A 17223-nucleotide genomic window follows, 5' to 3' on the forward strand; every position below is an offset into this window, starting at 1 on the left:
CCGCCGGCGTTTGCGGGGGCCGAGGGCGCGGGGCTTCGCTTGCCCGCAGCCCCAGGAACGGCGCTGCCTACCGCGTCCGGTCGGCTGGGGCTGGACAGGGCTGTGGCGCTCAGTGGGCCTCTGGTCGCAGGCGTTCCGGGCCTGTGGCTGTGGCTGATCTGAGTTTGGTACGGAGGGCTTGTTGGGTGGGGGAGAGGGGGCCTGCGGCTGGTTTTGGGGGGAGGCCTTGGACCGGCGTGCCTGGGGGGATGGGGGGTTCGTAGTGGTCGGGGGCGATGTGCAGGGTCAGGGCGGTGGTGGTGAGGAGGATGGTGGTGAAGGCGATGGCGGTGTGGATCCAGCGGCGGGCGCGGAGGTCGGCTTGGGCGCGGAGCACGATCGGTTCGGCGGGGCCGGGGTGTACTCCGGCAGGTAGTTCCGTCAGGAGGCGGTGCAGCGTGTCGGGTGAGATCGGTTCCGGGAGGCATCCGGCGACGGCTTCTCGGGCGTGCATCAGCCGGCCCGCCGCCGCAGCCGTGCTCGCCTCCGTCTCGGCCGCCGTCTCGGGAAGGTCCATGCGCAGACCGTCGTAGAGGATCAGGGTGCGTCGGTACGGGGGCGGCAGTTTCAGGAGTGCGTCGAGCAGGGCGCGGCCGGTCGGGTCGGCGGGCGGTGGCTCCGGGTGGCGGAACTGGCGGAGGAGGCGGTGGCGTAGTCGGTGCCAGGGGGAGAGGGCGTACTCGTGGGCCGCCGCCCGCACCCAACCGGCCGGGTCACGGTCCACCGCCACCTCCGGCCAGCGCTGCCAGGCGAGTTGGAAGGCCTGCTCCACGGCGTCGCGGGCGAGGCAGCGTCGTCCGGTGAGCAGGTAGGTCTGCTGTACGAGGCTGGGGGCGCAGCAGGCGTAGAGGGCGTCGAAGGCCTGGGCGGGGGTGAGGGGGGCGGGTGTCAGGGCCGGATCGGCGGGGGCGGGGGCGGGGGCGGAGACGGGGTCGGAGTCGCCGAGGGCGGTGGTGTCGGTGCCTGCGCAGGTGGGCCGTTGGTGCCGCTCGGGTTTGGTCCGAGTCGGCTGCTCGTTCGGGGCGGACTCATGCGCCGACTCCCTGGAGGACTCCTGCCGTGAACTCCGTTGAACTCCCCCATGGAGCGACCCTCGCACAAAAAAGCACATAAGCACATATTGAGCGACACGTGCGCGAATCCATTGTTACGCCGGTAAAGCGCGTGTCGTTGGGAGCATGGCCGTCGTGACACATGTGACCGACTCGAACGACCCGACCGCCACGACGGACCGCACCGCCGACCGTCCCACCGCGGGCCACCGCACCACTGACCGCCGCACCGAGCACAGTCGGCCGGCGTCGCACCTGTCGTCGCTGTTGGCGTCGCATCTGTCATCGCTGTTCGTCCGGTTGCGTGGCCGGTCACCGAGGCTGGCCGCCGGGGCGCTGGGCGGGGCGCTGGCGGCGGGAGTCGGGCTCGCGGTGTTCGCCGCGCTCGTGATGGTGCTGTGGGTCAGTTCGCCGTACCCGGACAGCGGGCCGGGCGGGGCGCTGCAGGTGGCGGCGACGTTGTGGCTGCTGTCCCACGGCGTGGAGCTGATCCGCACCGACACGCTCTCGGGCGACCCCGCGCCGATGGGACTGGTCCCCCTGCTGCTGCTCGCCCTGCCGGCGGTTCTGCTGCACCGGTCGGCCCGCGACCACCCCGACCACGTCGACGACGGCTTCGGGACGAGGTCGCGTACGACGTGGGCCGGTCTGGTCCTCGGCTACACGGCCGTCGGCTGGGCGGCCACCCTGTACGCCTCCGGCGGTGTGCTGCGGCCGTCGTGGGTGTGGGCTGCGATGTACGTACCGCTGCTGGCGGCGCTCGCGGCGGGTACGGGAGTGTGGGCGGCGTGCGGGCGCCCTCTGTTGCCCCTGCCCGCGCTCCTCGGCGCCGCTCTCGAGACGGAGGAGCGGCGGCACCTGTTGGCCGCCGCCGGGCGGGCCGCCGCGGCGGGAGTGCTGGTGTTGGCCGGGGGTGGCGCCCTGCTGGTCGGGGGGTCCCTGGTGTGGCACGGTGGCGCTACCCGCGACGGGTTCCTGCAGCTCACCGAGGGGTGGTCGGGGCGGTTCGCCGTACTGCTGCTGTGTCTGGCCCTCGTGCCGAACGCGGCGGTCTGGGGGGCGGCCTACGCGCTCGGCCCCGGGTTCGTCCTGGGCGCCGGGCAGGTCGTCGGACCCTTGTCGACGACGGCGCCGGCCGCCTTCCTGCCCCCGTTCCCGCTGCTCGCGGCGGTGCCGATGGGCGAGGCCACGCCAGTGGTGTGGGCGGTGGGGGCGGTGCCGTTGGCCGCGGGGGTGACGGTGGGCTGGTTCACGGCTGCCCGTGCCGCCGGTGAGCGCCCCGCGCCCTGGTCCGCCCGTCGCACCACCACCGCGACCCTTCTGGCAGCCGCCCTCTCCGCCGCTCTCGTAGCCCTCCTCACCCTCCTCACCTCCGGCCCCCTCGGCGTCGCCACCCTCGACCACCTCGGCCCCCTCTGGTGGCAGACGGGCCCCGCGGCGGCGGTTTGGACCGCTGTGGTGGCGCTGCCGGTGGCCCTGGTGGGGCGCTGGTGGCTGGTACAGGGGCGTAGGAGGGCTGAGCGGCGCGGCCGGCTGCGGGTGCGGCGGGGCACTTCGGAGGGGAGTGCCGGGGTGTGGGGGCGGAAGGGGAGTACGGCCGAAGGATCCGGGCTGCGGGGGCGGGGGCTGAATGGGGAGGGGAGTGCCGGGGCGCGGAGGCAGAAGAGCACCGCGGCGGAGAGCGTCCGGCCTTGGGAGCGGAAGGGGAGTGCGGCGGGGAGACCCGGGGCGCGGGTGCGGAAGGGAAGCGTGGTGGGCGGGCTCCGGTGGCGAAGGCGGAAGGGGAAGGCGACCGGGGGTGAGGGGTTCCGACCGGAGCGGGGAGCGGCAGGGCGCGGGCCCGAGATGCTTCGGCGAGCGTCGGAGGCGAGTGTGGCTGGGGATCTCGCGAGTGACTCGGGAGGGGTGCCACCTGGTGGTTTTGCGCGGGAGCGGGGGTCGGCGGCGCCCGGAGGGTTTTCGGGCGGGCCGGGAACGGCTGCGGCTGGGGATTTCCTGGGCGGGTCTGGACGGGTGCCGCCCGCTGCTGTTCCGCGCAAGCGGGGATCGACGGTGCCCAGAGGCCTTCCGGGAGAGTGGGGGACGACCACGGTCGGGGGTCTCTCGGATCAGGCCGGTTCTCGGGCCCGCTCGCAGCGACGACGGCTTCGGAGCGGACCACTGGCACCGGCCACATGGTTCTCCAGAGCGAAACGGTCCCCGGCCGAGCCGCCGGCTCCGTCGGCTCCGTCGGCCGATCCGACCGCTTGTACTTCGACGCCTACCCCTGCTTCGGCCCACCTCAGCGGCGCGGCCCCGGCGCACCCGCCGACCTCCGACCGGCCCCTCGAACCGTACGACTTCGAAGCCACCCCGACCCCGCCACCCCTCTGGAACCTCGCCTCCCACCAAGCCCGTTGGGTGGCACTGCGCGAGGGCTCCTCGGCGACAAAGGACGAGTCGACCGACTTGCCGCCCGGCCCGGGAAGGGTCTCCTGAATCGGAAGGACTCGTGCCGGGGCGTCTCCGGTACCCCATCTCCGCAGATGCCCCCGGCCGCCCCCGCCCTACTGCGAGTTGCCCAGCAGCTCCCGTACCGGCCCCTCGGGCAGCAGTTCCTTGCAGGATTTCTCGGAGGCCGTGGTGAGGGCGTCGTTGACGCAGGTGTAGTAGTCGCGGTAGACGAACTGGGTCGTGAAGGTGGCCGCCACCATGGCGAGGGCCAGGGAGGAGGTCACCAGGCCGCTGATGGCCGCGGTCTTCTGGGGCCGGCCACTCGGCTCGGGCACCGCCGGCTGGGACGGATCGGGTGTGCGCGGCTTGGTCCGCAGGGAGCTGATCGCCCAGTACATGGCCAGCGCACCGAGCAGCAGCGCCACATACGGCCAGGCGAAGAGCGCGAAGAAGAAGGCCCACATCCCGGCGAGCAGCGCGTACCGCGCACGCCGCTGGGCGGGGTCCGTCGGGTCCCAGCGCAGCCCGGTGCCCGGACCGCCGTCGGGGCCCTGGCCGGGACCACCCGGCCCGCCCTGCCTACCGGGGCGCTCTCCGAAGGGCCCACCGGTCGAGCGGCCGGGCTGCCGGTCGCTCCACTGACTGCCCCACGGCGAATGACCACCACCAGGACCGCCCTGGGGACCGCGGTCGCCACCCTGCCCGCCCACAGGCCGACGCGGCTGCCACGGCTGATCGGGCGCCCCCTCCGGCGGAGGCGCGAACGGGTTGTCGTCCGAAGAGCCGGGGGAGCCGGAAGCACCGGGAGAGCCGGAAGAGCTCGAAGAACCCGAAGAGCCTGGCGAACCCGCGGAACCCGCGGAACCCGACGCACCGGAGGAACCCGGTGCCCCCGACGATCCTGTCGGCGTCGGCCCCGAGCCGTGGCCGTCCGCGGAGCCCTGGCCCCGTCCGGACTGCCCGGGCTGGGCGTCCTCGCTCTCGCGCGGAGGCGTGGGAGAGGAGCTCCGCTCACGCAGCAGGAGCGAAGGGAGGCGGAGGCTGCGGTCCGGCATCAGGAGTGCGTCTTCCCCTTGGTGATTACGGCGTCGATGTCGATTACGGCGTCGGTGACTCGGGAGTGGAGGACTCGCGTGTCAGTGACTCGGGTGCTGGTGAGGCGGGCGGTGGATCAGGTGGTGCATGCGGTGCGTCCGGCGGTGAAATCTGGTGGTGAGAACTACTTACTGGTAGGGCATGAGCAGTCACTTCATGAACGCCCCGCACACCGACCGCGTTCCCAAGCCCGCTCCTCGCCCGCTCCTTGCAGACGCTACCTTCCGGCCACGCCCCCGTCCCACGGGGGCCGCCCGGTGTGCCGGTATCGTTGCTGACGGTCGGCCGCTTCGTAGACTTACCCGTATAGGGGGACGTAAAGCATTCGTATGAATGTACAAGCGGGCGCCGTCCGACCGCTCCTGTGCACGCAGCACAGACCGCACTCCTAGAAGCACCCTTAGAAGTACCCGCAGAAGCACCCGTAGAAAGGGCCCCACCGTGGCCGCCAAGCCCGTGGCCAAGCGCCTCGTCGTGTTGGTATCCGGATCCGGCACCAACCTCCAGGCGCTGTTGGACGCCATCGAGACCAGCGGCGTCGAGGCCTACGGCGCCGAGATCGTGGCCGTCGGGGCCGACCGCGGCGGTATCGAGGGGCTCGCCCGGGCCGAGCGCGCCGGGCTGCCGACCTTCGTGTGCCGGGTCAAGGACTACGAGACCCGGGAGGCGTGGGACGCGGCGCTCGCCGAGGCCGTCGCCGCGTACGAGCCCGATCTCGTCATCTCCGCCGGGTTCATGAAGATCGTGGGGAAGGAGTTCCTCGCGCGGTTCGGCGGGCGGACGGTGAACACCCACCCCGCCCTGCTGCCCAGTTTTCCGGGGGCCCACGGAGTGCGCGACGCGCTCGCGTACGGCGCCAAGGTCACCGGCTGCACCGTCCACTTCGTCGACGACGGCGTCGACACCGGGCCGATCATCGCCCAGGGCGTGGTCGAGGTCCGGGACGAGGACGACGAGAGCGCTCTGCACGAGCGCATCAAGGAAGTCGAGCGAAGGCTGCTCGTCGATGTCGTGGGGCGGCTCGCCCGCAACGGCTATCGCATTGAGGGACGAAAGGTAGTTATCCAGTGACCGCCGACAGCACTGTCACGGCCGAGAGCGGCAAGCGGGGCATCCGTCGCGCGCTCGTCAGCGTCTACGACAAGACGGGCCTCGAAGACCTCGCGCGCGGCCTGCACGAGGCGGGCGTCGAACTCGTCTCCACCGGCTCCACCGCCGGGCGCATCGCCGCCGCCGGTGTCCCCGTCACCAAGGTCGAGGAGCTGACCGGTTTCCCCGAGTGCCTGGACGGCCGGGTCAAGACCCTGCACCCCAAGGTGCACGCGGGCATCCTCGCCGACCTCCGGCTGGAGGACCACCGGCGGCAGCTCGCCGAGCTGGGCGTGGAGCCGTTCGACCTCGTCGTCGTGAACCTCTACCCGTTCCGGGAGACCGTCGCCTCCGGCGCCACCCCCGACGAGTGCGTCGAGCAGATCGACATCGGCGGCCCGTCCATGGTCCGCGCCGCCGCCAAGAACCACCCCTCGGTCGCCGTCGTCACCAGCCCGGCCCGGTACACCGACGTCCTCGCGGCAGTGAAGGACGGCGGCTTCGACCTCGCCGCCCGCAAGCGCCTCGCCGCGGAGGCCTTCCGGCACACGGCCGAGTACGACATCGCGGTCGCGAGCTGGTTCGCGAGCTCCTACGCCCCCGTCGACGACTCGCCGTTCCCCGACTTCATCGGCGCCACCCTGGAGCGCAAGAGCACGCTCCGCTACGGCGAGAACCCGCACCAGCCCGCCGCGCTCTACATCGACCCCGCGCCCACGGGCGGCGTCGGCCTCGCCGAGGCCGAACAGCTGCACGGCAAGGAGATGTCGTACAACAACTACACGGACACGGACGCCGCCCGCCGTGCCGCGTACGACCACACCGAGCCCTGCGTCGCGATCATCAAGCACGCCAACCCGTGCGGTATCGCGATCGGTGCCGATGTCGCGGAGGCGCACCGGAAGGCCCACGCGTGCGACCCGCTGTCGGCCTTCGGCGGCGTCATCGCCGTCAACCGGCCCGTCAGCAAGGAGATGGCCGAGCAGGTCGCGGAGATCTTCACCGAGGTCATCGTCGCGCCCGACTACGAGGACGGCGCCCTCGAAGCCCTCGCCAAGAAGAAGAACATCCGGGTGCTCAAGGCCCCGGGCGCGCCCTCCCACCCCGCCGAGGTCAAGCCCATCGACGGCGGCGCGCTCCTTCAGGTCACCGACCGGCTCCAGGCCGAGGGCGACGATCCCGCCAACTGGACCCTCGCGACCGGCGAGGCCCTCTCCGCCGACGAACTGGCCGAGCTGGCGTTCGCCTGGAAGGCCTGCCGCGCCGTCAAGTCCAACGCGATCCTCCTCGCCAAGGACGGCGCCTCCGTCGGCGTCGGCATGGGGCAGGTCAACCGGGTCGACTCGGCGAAGCTGGCCGTCGAGCGGGCGGGTGCCGAGCGCGCGCGGGGCTCGTATGCCGCCTCCGACGCCTTCTTCCCCTTCCCCGACGGCCTGGAGATCCTCACCGAGGCCGGCGTCAAGGCCGTCGTCCAGCCCGGCGGTTCGGTCCGTGACGAGCTGGTCGTCGAGGCCGCTCAGAAGGCGGGCATCACGATGTACTTCACGGGGACGCGGCACTTCTTCCACTGAGCCGCACCGGTCGTACGACACATCGCACGACGAACGAGGGCCCGCCGGGGACACCGGCGGGCCTCGCTGTGCGCTCTGAGGCATCCATGGACGACTTACGTCGAACTGCGCAGTGCCGCCCACGTGTTGACGCCCACCTGGCCGTCGACGTCCAGGCCCTTCGCGGTCTGGAACCGGCGGACCGCCGCCTCGGTGTCCCTGCCGAACTTGCCGTCCACGCCCGAGCCGCCGACGCTGTAGCCGCGCTGTTCGAGCATGCACTGCACCTGTACGACGCGTTTGCCCTCGTCGCCGCGGTCGGTGAGTTCGGTGCCGGAGTAGTACGTGCACTGGGAGATCCAGGGCGGGGTGGCGGGCTTCGTCGCCGTCTTGGTGGGTGTGGGGGTGGGCTTTGTGGCGGTGTCGCCGTCGTCGTCACCGCCCGAGGAACCACCGGAGGCGGGATCGTCGGCGTCGGTGGGAGTGGGGTCCGGCGTCTCGCGTGTGGGGTCGGGGGACGGGCTCTCCTTGGCTTTCTCGTCCCCCTTCTCCTTCTTGTCCTTGCCGGGGGACGAGGAGGGTGAGGCCGAGGAGCCGGGGAGGGGGGAGGCCGCCTCGCCGTCGGGCGCCGATGTCGTGCCGGCCGTCGGCGTGGGCGCGGCGGTGTCGTCGGCCGCCGAGCGGGTGACCAGGTAGGTGCTCGCCGCTACGGCACACACCGCCAGCGCCGCCACGACGGCGAAGTACGGCTTCCTGCGGCGGCGTTTGGCCGAGGTGGAGGTGGCTGTGGCGGGAACCCCGGCCGCGGCAGCCTGCGCACCGGCCCCCGGCGCCATCCCGTACGCCCCGACCGGGACCGGCGGCCCGTACGCTCCCGGCGGAGTCTGCGACCCCGGTGGCGTGGCCGCCCCGTACGCCCCCGGCGGAGTCTGCGCCCCTTGTGCCCCCTGCCCTCCCGGCGGCGTATGTGCCCCCGGCGCCCCCTGCGCCCCCGCCGGCGTAGCCGGTCCGAACCCCGGTGTCGTGGTCGGCGCCTTGACGCGTTCGGTGGGGACGCGGAAGTGGCCCGTTTGCCGGGCGGTGGCGTTGGCCAGTAACTCGCAGGCCTGGCGGCGGGAGACGAGGCGGGAGTCGAGAGGGGCGGGCCAGGGGAGGCCGGGGCCGTGCGTGCCGGCGGCGGTGGCGGCGGCCTCCACGAGTCGCGCCGGGGTCGGCCGGCCGGCCGGGTCCTTGGTGAGGCAGGCGGAGAGGAGGTCCGCCAGCGCCGGGTCGGTGGCCGTGAGGTCGGCCATGACCTCCGGCTTCGGCTCCTCGAACGCCACCCGGTGCATCACGTCCACGCCGGTCCCGTCGCCGAACGGGGCATGGCCGGTGACGGCGTACACCAGTGTCCCGGCGAGCGAGAAGACGTCCGAGGCGGAGTCGCAGCGGCCGTCGCGCAGATACTCGGGCGACATGTACGCGGGCGTCCCGACCCGGCTCCCCGTCGTCGTGATCGCGCTGCTGTCCACGGCCTGCGAGATACCGAAGTCGATGACGTGGACGCCCTCGGCGGACAGCAGCACGTTGGACGGCTTGAGGTCCCGATGGACGACCCCGGCGGCGGCCAGCGCGGAGAGGGTGCGCCCCAGTTCGCCGACCAGGCGCCACGCTCCGGCGGCCGGCAGCGTGCCGCAGTCACGGACCGCGTCGGCGAGGTTGAGGCCGGGCAGATACTGCGTGGCCATCCACAGCAGTTCGGACCCGTCCCCGTCCTCGAAGCCGGTGCCGAGCAACCGGGGCGCGTACGGCGTACGGACCCGCTCGTGCACCCTCGCCTCGCGCTGGAACCGGCGCCGGAACTCGGTGTCCTCGGCGTACTCGGGCCGGATCACCTTGACCGCGGCGAGCCCCGGCACGTCGTCGCCGGGCCGGGCCAGATAGACCCGGCCCATGCCGCCGCTGCCGAGCAGGCCGAGCGGTACGTACGGTCCGAGGCGTCCGGGATCGTTCGCCCTCAGCGGGGTCGCGCCCGTCTGCTTCAGCGCGGCGTCCCCCGACGCCGGGGAGTACGGCGGCGGCTCGGGCCGCTGGTCTGACATGGGTCCCCCGAGGTGGTGTTCTCTCGATCGTGCGTCGCCTCAACGGTCCCAATGGCAACGCCAGTTGACGAGAGACTACCGCGCGGGCGGTGCCGGCCCGCCGGTTGTCGGACCGGCGGGCCGTGAAGGTTCAGCAGTTCTTGCTGACGACGTCCTTCCACTGCTTGTTGGGGCCCGTGTACGCCTTTCCGTTGAAGTGGACGGGCTTGCGATGGGCCTCGGTCGGCACGCCGTTGGTGCGGTACCGCTGCTCGTAGTGCAGGTGGGCCCAGTTGCCGCTGTTCTTGCCGGTCTTGCCGATGCGGCCGATCTGCTTCTTCGCGGTGACGGTCTGGCCGACCCGGACGTACTTGGTCGGCTTGTCCTTGAGGTGGTAGTACGCCGTGTACCAGCCGCCGCCGTGGTTGATGACGAGCACGTTGCCGGCGCCCCGGTCGGTGAAGGCCCGGACGACCTTGCCCTTGTAGCCCGGGAAGACCGGTTTGCCGTCGGAACCGGTGTTGCCCTTCACCACCAGGTCGATGGCCGGGTTGTGCCCCCAGGTGTTGATCTGCCAGTGCGTACCGCACTTGAACGGCATCTGGAACTTGGGCTTCGCGGCTGCCGCGGCCACTTCACCCGACGACTGTGCCGCCGTGGCCGTACCGCCGGCCTGGACGCCGAACGAGAGCGCCAGCGCGGTCGCGGCGAGCGCGACGGCCGTCCGGCGGCGTATGGGCTTGGCTGTTGCGTTCATCTGTGTCCCCGTTGCTTTCGGTGCGTTCGGTGGTCTCGTGCGTTGAACGATGTGTATTCGCCGATGTGCGTTCGCTGTTTGCTGCGAACGGTTCAAGCATGTGCGGAGCGCCGTCGGCCCGGTACCTCAAAGGTCATAGGGTGACGCGGAGGCCCTGAGGTGACTCAGCAGGCCGGTGCCCATTTGTGCGAGCGGACGAGCAGGCCGTCGTCCGGGAAGTCGACCTTGGTGTTGGCGGGGATGCAGCCGGTCGGGTCGCGGTAGTCGGTGCCGGCGAAGAGTTCGACGACCACGAACTCGGTGTCGCCGTCGTAGCCGTTGTTGAACGCCGACCTGGGACGGGTGTCCTTGGCCCAGTCGCAGGGGATGAAGTCGTCCAGCCAGTCGACGTCGTAGTCGTACCAGGGGCACATCTCGCCCTGTCCGCCCGGCTCGGTGAAGAAGCAGACGTCTCCCCGGTCGCAGCGCGCGTACCCCTGCGGGGCCGGTTCGCGCAGGGCGAGCAGACCGGCCGCGGCGAGCGACACGACCGTGACCGCCGCCAGTCCGCCGAGCAGGGCCGGGTGCGGGCCGCGCCGTGGCCTGAGACGGGGGAGCCGTGGGGAGCGGGCCGCTCCGGCCGCCGTCTCGACGCGGCGCAGGAGGGACGTGGCGGTGTGCGGGGCGCGGTCGGCATGGGTCGGGGCCAGGCAGTCGGTGACGATCTGCCGCCAGTCGTCCGGGAGTTCAGGGGACAGCCGCAGCTCCTCCCGGCCGCTCGCGTAGCGCAGGACCGCGTCGCGGCGGGCGGCCGGGGTGGCGCCCGGGAAGGGCGGGCCGCCGGTGAGGACGAGGTGGGCGAGGACACCGAAGGCCCAGATGTCGGCGGTGGGGCGGGTGCGGTGGCCGTGTTCGCCGACCTCGGCCCAGAGCAGCTCGGGCGGGGTGTAGTCGGGGGTGGTGAAGGCGGGGGAGTAAGCGTGGGTGCCGTTCAGTTCGGCGGCCAGGTTGAAGTCGGCCAGCCGGACCGAACCGTCCGCCATCAACAGCACGTTGGCGGGCTTGAGGTCGCCGTGCACCCAGCCCGCGTGGTGCAGATGGGCGACGCCCTCGCAGATCTGGGCGAGCAGCGAGGGCCCGCCGGGGAGGGCGATCGCCCGCTGCCCCCGGGCACGGCCCGTCAGACGGTCGATCAGCTGGTCGAGGGAGCCCTCGGCACGCTCCAGTACGAGGACGGAGGCGCCGTCGAGGAGGGGGTCCGACGGGTCGTCCACCGTGAGCGTCTCGTACATACGGATGAGTCGTGGCCGCCGTAGCCGGCGCAACAACTCCGTCTCGCGCTCGGTCAGTTCCTGGAGATGGCGCAACTGCCGTGGCGTGCGGGTGCCGGTCGGCTGGAACTTCAGCGCGGCCTCGGCGGGCAGCCCCTCGACGGGCTCCGCGCACCGGGCGGCGTACACACTTCCGAAGGCACCCGAGGCGATCGGCTCCCGTACCTCCCAGACGCCGACGCGATAGCCCTTCGGCACCGGCACCGCATACGACTCCTCCCTGTCCTCCGTGCTCATCGGTCGGCACCGCCCTTCAGCAGGACCAGGTCGGACCTCAGCAGGGCCAGGTCGGACTCGCGGACGAGGTCGAAGCGGAGGGCCAGGGAGACCAGGCGCTCCTTCTTGCCGTTGAGGCGGGGTCCGCCGCCGGGCGGGGCGGCTTCCGGGGCCGGCTTGAGGCGCAGCTTGACGGCGAGATAGTCGATGTTCCACTGCACCGATGTCCGGGAGACCGACGGCCAGGCGGGACGCAGCGTCTCGACCAGCTCGTCGGCGGTGGCGAGCGCGGCGTGCGGTTCGCCGCGCAGACGTGGGGCACACAGGGCGACCAGGACCTGGAAGTACCGTTTGCCGCGGTCCAGCGGGAACGCGGACGCGGTGGGCGCGCCGTCGCATGGACCGGCGTGGTCCAGGAAGTCGTGGCGCGGGGCCCAGACGTCGAAGCTCAGCAGCTCGCTCCCGGCGGGCAGCACCACGCGCGAGAACTCGAACGGCACCGGGGCGTCGAGCCGGCCGGGCGCCACCTTGATGTGCTCGCCGGCGCCCTCCGGGTTCTCGACGACGTACGTCTGCGCGCGGCTCAGATTGCTGAGCGTCCAGTAGGCGCCGGTGGCCGTGATCTCCCCGGCCTCCCGGGAGACGCCCTCGTGCGGAATGGCCAGATGCGGGACGCCCGGCCGTGCCGTACGGCCGAAGGGCAGGGCCTCGCCGGGTGCGAGACGGATCTGGTCGGCCGGGCACGTGCTGCCCACCGGCACGACGATGATGCTGTGCATGGCTGATGTCCTCCCCCGAGGCAGACATGGACGCGTCAGGGTAGGGGACCGGAAGAAGAAGCCCGACAGGTCACGCGTAAGCGGCGTTTCCCGGATCAACGGGGTGTCTCAGATCAATGGGGTTTCTTGGATCAATGGGGCAGGGGGCTGTTGTTCGTCCTGTGGCACGGCTGTGCGGAATGGCTGATACCCCGGTGCAGAGGCTGTCGTTCCGCTGCAAGGCTCAAGTGGTCGGTCCAAACGCCAGGGACTACAGGGGGTCAGTCATGCGCAACAGGGTGAGCGGGTTACGTCGGACCGTGGCCGTGGGCGCGGTACTCGCGGGCGCGCTCGGTACGGGGTTGAGCGGCACGGCAGCCGCCGCCCAGGACACGGCGGCGGTGGCCTGTCCGATCGGGTACGTGTGTCTCCAGCCGCTGCTCGGCTCCCAGCCGGTGCTGGTGAGGCAGGGCGAGAGCGCGAGGTTCAGCCCCGCACTGCGGGTCACCGAGGTCACCAACAGTACGAGCGTCAGATACTGCGTGACCGGCGACTTCAGCTACGGGCTGCCGCCGGGCGGGACGCAGACCTGGGACAGCTCGGTGATCGGCTTGGCACCCATGCCGCCCGGAGGGGCCTGTCTGCTGTGAACGCGCCGAAGGGCCGCGCCCCCTTGCAAGGGAGCGCGGCCCTTCGGATTGTGCGGCGGTCCGCCGACTCGGCGGCTCAGTAGCGCGGCCGGTTGAACCACGCCTTGCCGTTCGCGTTGCCGACGAAGACGGCGATCAGGATGCCCAGCACCAGGTGGACCAGGCCGATGACGAGGAACGGGTAGATGCCGAGGACGGCGGTGACGATGCCGAAGACGAGGGCGGCCACACGTACGCCGTTGCCACCGGTGTTGAACTTGACCGCGAGCATGATCGCGTAGACGAGCCAGGCGACGGCGAAGACGGTGATCGCCCACATGAGGCCGACGGGAACGTCGCCGAGCGCCTCCTGGATCGCCGGGTCGTCGGTGCTGTCGCTCGCCGCGCCCACGGCCGCCGCGCCGATCCCGTACAGCAGCACGCCGATGACCTGCAGACCGACGATGACCCACAGCATCACCCGGGCCGCGCTGACCGTGCTGGGCATGGTCGTGGGGGCGCTCGGGTAGCCGCCGTAGCCCTGGGAGACCGGCGGGGCGGACGGGTAGCCGTAGCCGGGCTGCTGCTGGGGCGGCGTCTGCTGCGGGTAGCCGTAGCCCTGCGCGGGCGGCTGCTGCTTGGGCTGGCCGTAGGGGTTGTTCGGGTCGCCGAAACTCATGGCGGGTTTTCCTCCGTTGCCTTGTGCGGGGACGCGCGGCACGGTTCGGAGGAATGCCCTGGATCCTTGAACTGGTACACGCCCCCCGGCAGTGCCCGCGGCACTGTTCCTCAATCGTTTTATATGCCCGCCCGGATGTCCAGCCACATTCCTCGTGCGTTGTGCAAGTGCAACACATCGGATCTTGTCGGGCACGGGTGCGGGTGCGGGTGCGGGCAGGGGCCTGATTGGAACCCGGTGCCGGTCATCCGGGAGGATGGGAACCATGAGCGCCCAGATTCTCGATGGCAAGGCCACCGCAGCCGCGATCAAGTCCGATCTGACCGCCCGCGTGGCGGCGCTGAAGGAGAAGGGCGTCACGCCCGGCCTCGGCACGGTCCTGGTCGGTGACGACCCCGGCAGCCAGAAGTACGTCGCCGGCAAGCACCGCGACTGCGCGCAGGTCGGTATCGCCTCCATCCAGCGTGAACTGCCCGCCACCGCCACCCAGGAGGAGATCGAGGCGGTGGTGCGGGAACTCAACGAGGACCCCGCCTGCACCGGCTACATCGTCCAGCTGCCGCTCCCCAAGGGCATCGACGAGAACCGCATCCTCGAACTGATGGACCCGGACAAGGACGCGGACGGCCTCCACCCGATGAACCTCGGGCGCCTCGTCCTGAACGAGCCCGCCCCGCTGCCCTGCACCCCCAACGGTGTCCTCACCCTCCTCCGTCAGTACGGCGTCGAGATCAAGGGCGCCGAGGTCGTGGTCGTCGGCCGCGGCGTGACCATCGGGCGCCCGATGCCGCTGCTGCTGACCCGGCGCAGCGAGAACGCGACGGTGACGCAGTGCCACACCGGTACGCGCGACCTGTCCGCCCATCTGAAGCGGGCGGACATCATCATCGCCGCCGCCGGCTCCGCCCACCTCGTCCGGCCCGAGGACGTCAAGCCGGGCGCCGCCGTCCTCGACGTCGGTGTCTCCCGCTCCGCCGAGGGCAAGATCGTCGGTGACGTCCACCCCGGTGTCGCCGAGGTCGCCGGCTGGATCTCCCCCAACCCCGGGGGCGTCGGCCCCATGACCCGCGCCCAGCTGCTCGTCAACGTGGTCGAGGCGGCGGAGCGCAGTGTCGGCTGACGGCGGCGGGGCCGAGGGGGCGCCGGAGAGGGTGGAGATGTCGGGCACGTCGGCCACCGCGGACGAGATCGAGGTACGGGACCCCGTCAGCGCTCCCGGCGCCGACGGCAAACCCGTGCGCACCACCCGGCGCTTCCCGATGTTCACCAGGGACACGGCGCGGCCCGAGGGCGGTGGCCGGGCGGCGCCGAGGAACGCGCCCGCGCCCGCGCGGCAGTGGCCGATCCTGGTCGTGCTGTGCACCGTGGGGCTCGGTCTGCTGGTCACCGCGTTCGACGCGTTCCGGCTCGGCACGATCCTGATCGGTTGCGCGCTGCTCATCGGGGCGGCGCTGCGCTGGGTCGTCAGGGACGTCGGCATGCTCGCGGTCCGCTCCCGCTTCACCGACATGATCACCTACATCGCCCTGGGCTCCGCCATCGTGCTCCTCGCGCTCATGGCCCAGCCGAAACCCTTGCTGGAGATCCCCTTCCTCAAGGACACGCTGCACTTCACGGTGGGCGACGAGACGGGCTGAGGTTCAGGTCGGTCGGCTGAGGGGGGCGGGTCTCGCGTCGTACGCCTCGCTGCCGTACGCCTCGCGCGCATACCCGGTCGTACGCCGCCCGCGTACGCCCCGGCGTACATGCGACCGCGCGTACACCCCGGCGGACATGTGACGGCGGCCCGTCCCCTCCCCCGAGTAAGGACGGACCGCCGTCGTGCGATCCACCCTCGTGCACGACGAACGGCCTGTTCAACACCTGTCTGCCCGCTGTGGCACGGAAGTGACCATTCCGCCAAGGTGTCCGCACGATCAGCCCCCCGGCGGCACCGCACGAGCACGTCGCGCCCTGGGCCCGAACACCACGGGCCCGGCATCCGTAACGGTGGGAACCAGTCCGCCCGCCCCGGTCGTCACCTGGTCAGACCCCGCCCGAAGCCCGAGGAGGCAGCCGATGAGTGCCTGGCAGCCGCTGCCGGACGAACTCCCGCCGGAGGTACGCCACTTCGTGGAGCAGCTGCGACTGCTCAAGGACCGCACGGGACTCAGCCTGGTCGCGCTCGGCGCCCGCACCGCGTACAGCAAGTCCTCGTGGCAGCGGTATCTCAACGCGACCCAGCCCCCGCCCCGCCAGGCCGTCGTCGCCCTGTGCCGGGTCGCCGGGGAGGACGCCGAACGCTTCGGGGTGCGCTGGGAACTGGCGGTACGGGCCTGGCCCCGCCCGGCGGCGGCCACCGCGCCCTCGGCCCAGCCGGCGGGCGCCGCGGGGCCGGAGACGGAGGCGTACGAGGACGACCCCACCCTCCCGTGGTGGGACACCCCGGCCGAGGACCCGAAGCCCCGGCACCCCGGCCGCGTCGCCCTCTACGCGGCCCTCGCCGTCCTCGCGGTCATGGCCCTGCTCGGCGCCGCACTGATAGGGGCCGTCACACTGTCGTGACGGCCCCGCCGCTGCCCCTCGGCCCTACCGGTTGCCCCGCGGCTCAGCCCCGCCGGTTGTACGCGGCTCAGCCACGTCAGTTGTGACGTGGCTCAGCCCCGCCGGCCGTACGTGGCTCAGCCGCGCCAGCCGTATGCGGCGACCTTCCACTTCGAGCCGATCTTGACGTAGTACTTCCCGTCGAGCCGCTTGAAGGTCACCTCGTTCTCGTAACCGACGTAGTTGACGATGCCGTTCTTGTACGGCCCGTCCAGCAGTTGGTCGGCCTGGCCGAAGGTCTCCCTGCCGACGATGCCGTCGATGTCCTCCAGCTCCTCCCGCTCCTGCCAGTACATCGTCGCCGAGCGGGTCTTCCAGCCGAAGATCCCGTCGATGTCGTACGCGGTGAAGGTGTGCAGCTGCCCCTTGGAGTCCTTCCACTTGGCGCCGTCGGCGTACAGCACGCTCTGCCACAGCCGCGTCGCGTTGCTCTTGGAGTTGTGGTTGACGGACAGCGTGCCCTCGTCGCCCCAGTCGTTGTACGCGGCGCCGGAGCCGTCGACGACCTGCGCCCCGGCGGCCGTCGCGAGCGGAGTGGTGACGCCGAGCACGAGCCCGGCCGTGGCCGTCACAGCGGCGGTCGCGAGCAGCAGCCTTGCCCTGTGTTCCATGTGATCCCCCTGGTCCCCGTCTGACGTCATGCGGTGTACGAGCCCTCGTTCGACTCGCGTGACTGTGCATGTGTGGTCGCTGTGTCGATGTGTTGACAACTTCGAGGATTTGCCACCGATCCGCTCAACACCAGGGCTAACGTGAGCATTTGGGACGGTCCGGGACGTCCCGCGCGCTGACCGGCCATTCCGCCCGGCGATCCGGGATGTCGATGGGACACTGGACCACAGACCGGTAGAGGGCGTGCAAAGGCGCATGTCATGCCCCGAAATGCTCCCGCGCGCCCCCTTCCCGGGAACTGACATCCCGACCGGGCGCATCCCAATGGGTAGTCCAGAACGGGGCTCCGGAAAGGGGCTTC

16 protein-coding genes are annotated in these 17223 nt (G+C 71.7%); 7 read left to right on the top strand and 9 right to left on the bottom strand.

Going from position 1 to position 17223, the window contains the following annotated elements:
* Positions 1–109 precede the first annotated feature (109 nt).
* Positions 110–1138: a sigma factor-like helix-turn-helix DNA-binding protein gene (locus tag STRIP9103_RS07000; RefSeq protein ID WP_009301844.1), complete on the bottom strand. Its 1029-nt coding sequence runs from the start codon at positions 1136–1138 to the stop codon at positions 110–112.
* Between the two features lie 79 nt (positions 1139–1217).
* Here STRIP9103_RS07000 and STRIP9103_RS53035 point away from each other — a divergent pair, with 79 nt between their 5' ends.
* Positions 1218–3569 carry a cell division protein PerM gene (locus tag STRIP9103_RS53035; protein ID WP_009301828.1) on the top strand — a complete coding sequence of 784 codons (2352 nt, stop codon included), beginning with the start codon at positions 1218–1220 and terminating at the stop codon, positions 3567–3569.
* A gap of 68 nt (positions 3570–3637) precedes the next feature.
* On the opposite strand, the gene STRIP9103_RS07010 is transcribed toward STRIP9103_RS53035, so the two are convergent.
* Positions 3638–4579 (bottom strand): hypothetical protein, encoded by a 942-nt coding sequence (locus STRIP9103_RS07010; protein WP_078613824.1) that lies wholly within the window; start codon positions 4577–4579, stop codon positions 3638–3640.
* Positions 4580–5060: 481 nt separating this feature from the next.
* Between STRIP9103_RS07010 and purN the strand changes: the two genes are divergently transcribed.
* Both purN and purH read left to right on the top strand, forming a co-directional pair.
* Positions 5061–5690, top strand: coding sequence for a phosphoribosylglycinamide formyltransferase (gene purN / locus STRIP9103_RS07015; RefSeq protein ID WP_009301860.1), 630 nt, complete (start codon positions 5061–5063; stop codon positions 5688–5690).
* The gene (purH, locus tag STRIP9103_RS07020) at positions 5687–7279 is read left to right on the top strand and encodes a bifunctional phosphoribosylaminoimidazolecarboxamide formyltransferase/IMP cyclohydrolase (protein ID WP_009301851.1); all 1593 of its coding nucleotides are present in this window, start codon (positions 5687–5689) and stop codon (positions 7277–7279) included. Before purN ends, purH begins: the two co-directional genes overlap by 4 nt.
* Positions 7280–7374: 95 nt before the next feature.
* Here purH and STRIP9103_RS07025 read toward each other — a convergent pair whose 3' ends face one another.
* The 4 genes from STRIP9103_RS07025 to STRIP9103_RS51320 form a co-directional block, all read right to left on the bottom strand.
* Positions 7375–9339 (bottom strand): protein kinase domain-containing protein, encoded by a 1965-nt coding sequence (locus STRIP9103_RS07025; RefSeq protein ID WP_009301849.1) that lies wholly within the window; start codon positions 9337–9339, stop codon positions 7375–7377.
* A gap of 130 nt (positions 9340–9469) precedes the next feature.
* Positions 9470–10075 (bottom strand): M23 family metallopeptidase, encoded by a 606-nt coding sequence (locus tag STRIP9103_RS07030; protein ID WP_009301869.1) that lies wholly within the window; start codon positions 10073–10075, stop codon positions 9470–9472.
* A gap of 164 nt (positions 10076–10239) precedes the next feature.
* A complete protein-coding gene (locus tag STRIP9103_RS51315; protein ID WP_048819844.1) occupies positions 10240–11622 on the bottom strand; it encodes a protein kinase domain-containing protein in 1383 nt (460 codons plus the stop codon).
* Positions 11619–12380 (bottom strand): hypothetical protein, encoded by a 762-nt coding sequence (locus STRIP9103_RS51320; protein ID WP_009301837.1) that lies wholly within the window; start codon positions 12378–12380, stop codon positions 11619–11621. Before STRIP9103_RS51320 ends, STRIP9103_RS51315 begins: the two co-directional genes overlap by 4 nt.
* 266 nt (positions 12381–12646) lie before the next feature.
* On the opposite strand from STRIP9103_RS51320, the gene STRIP9103_RS07045 reads away from it, so the two are divergent.
* Positions 12647–13009 carry a hypothetical protein gene (locus STRIP9103_RS07045; RefSeq protein ID WP_048819851.1) on the top strand — a complete coding sequence of 121 codons (363 nt, stop codon included), beginning with the start codon at positions 12647–12649 and terminating at the stop codon, positions 13007–13009.
* A 76-nt stretch (positions 13010–13085) separates the two neighbouring features.
* Here the strand turns inward: STRIP9103_RS07045 and STRIP9103_RS07050 are convergent, their stop codons facing one another.
* A complete protein-coding gene (locus STRIP9103_RS07050) occupies positions 13086–13667 on the bottom strand; it encodes a hypothetical protein (RefSeq protein ID WP_009301841.1) in 582 nt (193 codons plus the stop codon).
* A gap of 265 nt (positions 13668–13932) precedes the next feature.
* On the opposite strand from STRIP9103_RS07050, the gene STRIP9103_RS07055 reads away from it, so the two are divergent.
* Positions 13933–14787, top strand: coding sequence for a bifunctional methylenetetrahydrofolate dehydrogenase/methenyltetrahydrofolate cyclohydrolase (locus STRIP9103_RS07055; protein ID WP_009301812.1), 855 nt, complete (start codon positions 13933–13935; stop codon positions 14785–14787).
* A gap of 37 nt (positions 14788–14824) precedes the next feature.
* Positions 14825–15304 carry a DUF3017 domain-containing protein gene (locus tag STRIP9103_RS07060; RefSeq protein ID WP_048819852.1) on the top strand — a complete coding sequence of 160 codons (480 nt, stop codon included), beginning with the start codon at positions 14825–14827 and terminating at the stop codon, positions 15302–15304.
* Between the two features lie 3 nt (positions 15305–15307).
* On the opposite strand, the gene STRIP9103_RS52725 is transcribed toward STRIP9103_RS07060, so the two are convergent.
* Positions 15308–15442 (bottom strand): hypothetical protein, encoded by a 135-nt coding sequence (locus STRIP9103_RS52725; RefSeq protein WP_258544109.1) that lies wholly within the window; start codon positions 15440–15442, stop codon positions 15308–15310.
* Positions 15443–15725: 283 nt separating this feature from the next.
* Here STRIP9103_RS52725 and STRIP9103_RS07065 point away from each other — a divergent pair, with 283 nt between their 5' ends.
* Positions 15726–16211, top strand: coding sequence for a helix-turn-helix domain-containing protein (locus STRIP9103_RS07065; protein ID WP_009301824.1), 486 nt, complete (start codon positions 15726–15728; stop codon positions 16209–16211).
* Positions 16212–16327: 116 nt separating this feature from the next.
* On the opposite strand, the gene STRIP9103_RS07070 is transcribed toward STRIP9103_RS07065, so the two are convergent.
* The gene (locus tag STRIP9103_RS07070; RefSeq protein ID WP_009301847.1) at positions 16328–16861 is read right to left on the bottom strand and encodes a peptidoglycan-binding domain-containing protein; all 534 of its coding nucleotides are present in this window, start codon (positions 16859–16861) and stop codon (positions 16328–16330) included.
* Between the last annotated feature and the right edge of the window lie 362 nt (positions 16862–17223).

The sequence above is a fragment of the Streptomyces ipomoeae 91-03 genome, from assembly GCF_000317595.1.
Lineage (GTDB): Bacteria > Actinomycetota > Actinomycetes > Streptomycetales > Streptomycetaceae > Streptomyces > Streptomyces ipomoeae.

What these genes read in the sequence shown, in the direction of transcription:
- STRIP9103_RS07030 (WP_009301869.1), bottom strand. Translation starts at nt 10,075, where the DNA reads ATGAACGCAACAGCCAAGCCCATACGCCGCCGGACGGCCGTCGCGCTC.
- STRIP9103_RS51320 (WP_009301837.1), bottom strand. Translation starts at nt 12,380, where the DNA reads ATGCACAGCATCATCGTCGTGCCGGTGGGCAGCACGTGCCCGGCCGAC.
- STRIP9103_RS07070 (WP_009301847.1), bottom strand. Translation starts at nt 16,861, where the DNA reads ATGGAACACAGGGCAAGGCTGCTGCTCGCGACCGCCGCTGTGACGGCC.
- STRIP9103_RS07050 (WP_009301841.1), bottom strand. Translation starts at nt 13,667, where the DNA reads ATGAGTTTCGGCGACCCGAACAACCCCTACGGCCAGCCCAAGCAGCAG.
- STRIP9103_RS52725 (WP_258544109.1), bottom strand. Translation starts at nt 15,442, where the DNA reads ATGTCCGCCGGGGTGTACGCGCGGTCGCATGTACGCCGGGGCGTACGC.
- STRIP9103_RS07045 (WP_048819851.1), top strand. Translation starts at nt 12,647, where the DNA reads ATGCGCAACAGGGTGAGCGGGTTACGTCGGACCGTGGCCGTGGGCGCG.
- STRIP9103_RS07065 (WP_009301824.1), top strand. Translation starts at nt 15,726, where the DNA reads ATGAGTGCCTGGCAGCCGCTGCCGGACGAACTCCCGCCGGAGGTACGC.
- STRIP9103_RS51315 (WP_048819844.1), bottom strand. Translation starts at nt 11,622, where the DNA reads ATGAGCACGGAGGACAGGGAGGAGTCGTATGCGGTGCCGGTGCCGAAG.
- STRIP9103_RS07055 (WP_009301812.1), top strand. Translation starts at nt 13,933, where the DNA reads ATGAGCGCCCAGATTCTCGATGGCAAGGCCACCGCAGCCGCGATCAAG.
- STRIP9103_RS07010 (WP_078613824.1), bottom strand. Translation starts at nt 4,579, where the DNA reads ATGCCGGACCGCAGCCTCCGCCTCCCTTCGCTCCTGCTGCGTGAGCGG.
- STRIP9103_RS53035 (WP_009301828.1), top strand. Translation starts at nt 1,218, where the DNA reads ATGGCCGTCGTGACACATGTGACCGACTCGAACGACCCGACCGCCACG.
- STRIP9103_RS07025 (WP_009301849.1), bottom strand. Translation starts at nt 9,339, where the DNA reads ATGTCAGACCAGCGGCCCGAGCCGCCGCCGTACTCCCCGGCGTCGGGG.
- STRIP9103_RS07060 (WP_048819852.1), top strand. Translation starts at nt 14,825, where the DNA reads ATGTCGGGCACGTCGGCCACCGCGGACGAGATCGAGGTACGGGACCCC.